The following is a 3,237-nucleotide window of genomic DNA, read 5'->3' on the forward strand; positions in this document are numbered from 1 at the left end:
GAACCATATTGATTTCCACTCCACGGTTGGMCGCATCAACGAGCGCATTCACGATATCGCGTTTGGCAATGAAGAACATGCCTAGCCATATTTTGTYGCCTTCTTTCGTATCGGACAAATCTTTAAGTAATGCATCCAATATCTTTTTCTCTGTAACATATTGAACTTCATATTGCCCTTCACTTTCTTTTACGTCAACTCGAGGAAGTTCTGGACCTCCCGAATAGAGTGATACGGCTTCCTCTGCTTCCAACATATCGTTGAGCACGGGACCAGTTACTTTTAAGGCAATATTGCCGTTGAATCCACTTGCATCATGTGGATTCGATGAAGTGACCATCGCTTCCTTATCTGTTATCACTGCTTTTCGATGATTGGCCTTTACGTTCAAAAGGGTCATATAGGATGCAATCGTCATTTTAGGTGCATCACTTGCCATTGCATTGTCAATCCACCCTTTGCCCCCAATATCAAACCATTGGAACATCGTGCGGTAAATACCTGAATAAATAGGTGTGGAATCGCGTAAAGAATCTAAATCAGTATAGACAACTTCGACTCCCGCATCGCGCATTTTTTTAAACCACTCATTCTCATAAGAGCCATATCCTCGATTAAGGGGATCGGTAATAAACACAATCGGCATGTTTGGATTTTCTTTCTTTTTGTTCGCTATTGTCATGGATAATGTATCTGCAATTTTAGGGAAATCTTCGTTCTCATCGTAGTAGCCATCGAATAGAAAAAAGTCGACCACAACAAATTCTTCGGCATCTTCAATCATGGTGTATACTTCATCAAAAATTTGATTTTCATGAACTATGCCTTTACCTTTTTGATCTTGTGCATAAGTTAAATCCGTAATCATTTCGATATTGTCCGTTTTGTGTAACTCCCCTGCATATGAAATTCCTTTTGGCAGTGGTTTAAACGTGTGCCACATGATTGCAGCAATATATATCAGAGCAAATACGCCCAACGAACCTATAATAATTCGTTTACGCTTGCTCCATTGTTTGCGCGGCTTGTTGTCCATACGCCTTTCCCCCTTGAATCGTGCAAGTGTTTTACTACGTTATTCCCTTCTTGGAATTTTAACAAACCGCACTTGGGATGTATTAGAATATATATTTTTGCACTTGGTACTCAAATGCATTGAAATTGTTTTGTTTACGCTACGCTCCTGGTTGAGAGATGAGTTCGTTTCATTCCCTAGTAGACTTAAATATTGAGACGCTTTCCAATAGCAAGTATGGCTTATGTAAAATTTATCACTCAGATTGAGGTATTTATCGATCAAACTGACGATTTGTCGCTCAAACTGGAGATTTATCAATCAAACTTAAAGGTTTATCGCTCAAACACGTCTCTTAGGCGAGTTAACTTGTTGAGAAAGCAGAACATCACTCTCCATAATGCGCAAAAAAATCACAGTCGCAAGGACTGTGATTTCGTTAGGCAGGTATATATTCGACAGCAGCTGTATCTGCCATCATCATTTCTTTCAAGCGTTGTTTTGCACGGAAAAGACGAGATTTAACGGTCCCGATCGACACTTTCATCAAGTCGGCAATTTCAACGAGTGAATATTGATGGACATAAAAATACAATACTGTCGTTTTATAAATACCATCCAATTCTCCAATTTTTTGTTGAACCATTTCAGATAAATCATGTTTTTCCATTAAATCTTCTGCCGTCAATGTGTCACATGGGATCAAGTCCATAATAGGAACGTCCAATTGGTCGGGTTGATTCATGACATGTTTGCTACGGCGAACATTTTTACGGTAACGATCACGGAAAGTATTCATGCAAATGGTCGTCAACCAGGCCTTTACATGATCCACATCTTTAACATAAGCTTCGTAGCGAACGACTTTAACCCATACTTCCTGCATCAAGTCCTCTGCTTCTGTTTGATTGCGTGTTAACTTTAAACATAAATGATATATATAGCGGTTATATTCCTCATACACTTGTTCCAATTGCCCGTTCATTTGTTTTTTCCTCCGTTCATATCTTGCTGATGTCTTTATTTTGCCAAAAAGAAACCTTACGCTCTATCGGATTCACTTTCAAAACTCTTACAAACGTGTAAGCCAGAAATGTGGAGCAGGCTACGTAGATCACTTCGACATTGGACCAAGCTCTCTTTGACGAGTAATCGCAGTCGCAACTGAATTGAAAACTCGTTTTCAAATGCCTTTGGATGGAAGCTACTTCCTAGTGTGCCTGCGGTTACCTCGTCGCAAAATACAGTTCCACAAAATTTCGCAACGCCTTATGGCCCATATCCTGTTGGCCCAAGCGGAGATGCGGTCTGACCTGAGAAACAAGACATTGAAGAAAAACATATGTGTCATCTTAGCGGTTCAACGTAAGATCACGAGACAACATACTAAACTTAACGTTAGACAAAAAAAGTGCTGAATGACTATTCGTCATCCAGCACTTCATCTTTTTCTTTAATTGTAATTGTTAATTGCAAAATTCGGTTCCAGTCCATTTCGTTTACTTCAAAGTGAAGATTTTCGTATGTGAACTGTTCTCCGTTATCCGGCATATGCCCCAATTGTTGAAGGACGAATCCACCAATCGTATCGTGGTCATTTGGAATATCAACTTTAAACATTTCATTCACGTCTTCGATTTCCAAACGCCCATGACAGATGAGACGGTCTTCCGTCATTTCATATACTAAAATATCTTCATCTTCGTCAGATTCATCTTCGATTTCCTGACCAATCATTTCTTCAATGATATCTTCATGTGTGATGATACCGAGTGTCCCGCCGTATTCATCAAGAACGATTGCCATATGTTTTTTCTTCGCTAGCATTTGCTTGAAGACTTTTTCGACGCTTACTGTTTGAACGACGAACAAGGGTTCACGGTCAATTAATTCGTGGAGTTCCATTGTTGGGTCCATTGACCATTCAATCAATGTTTTCGAATAGAACATGCCAACGATGTGATCCATACTCTCTTCGTATACAGGGTATCGCGTGTAATAATGTTCCAAAATGACGTCGCGTACTTCCTCGTATGTAGCATTTGTTGGAATCCCGACGATTTCCGTGCGGTGGGTTTCCAATACATCTTGTACATCTTTATGTGGAAAATCCAAAACGCCTTTTAAACGTTCAGATTCTTCTTCTTCGAAAGTTCCTTCTGTTGATGCGATATCAACCATCGAACGCAGTTCTTCTTTGGTAAGAGTCGCTTCTTTTACAG

3 protein-coding genes are annotated in these 3,237 nt (G+C 39.8%); all 3 read right to left on the bottom strand.

From position 1 onward, the window contains the following. Window positions 1-1,036: phospholipase (locus AC1DSB_RS16790; protein ID WP_477587167.1), on the bottom strand; the 1,036-nt coding region annotated here is incomplete at its 3' end. A gap of 418 nt (window positions 1,037-1,454) precedes the next feature. Continuing rightward, window positions 1,455-2,000: an RNA polymerase sigma factor gene (locus AC1DSB_RS16795; RefSeq protein WP_016428355.1), complete on the bottom strand. Its 546-nt coding sequence runs from the start codon at window positions 1,998-2,000 to the stop codon at window positions 1,455-1,457. 437 nt (window positions 2,001-2,437) lie between these two features. Continuing rightward, on the bottom strand, window positions 2,438-3,237 hold an 800-nt coding region (locus AC1DSB_RS16800), incomplete at its 5' end, for a hemolysin family protein (protein WP_477587168.1).

It is taken from the genome of Paenisporosarcina sp. P4_E4_2 (assembly GCF_056401595.1).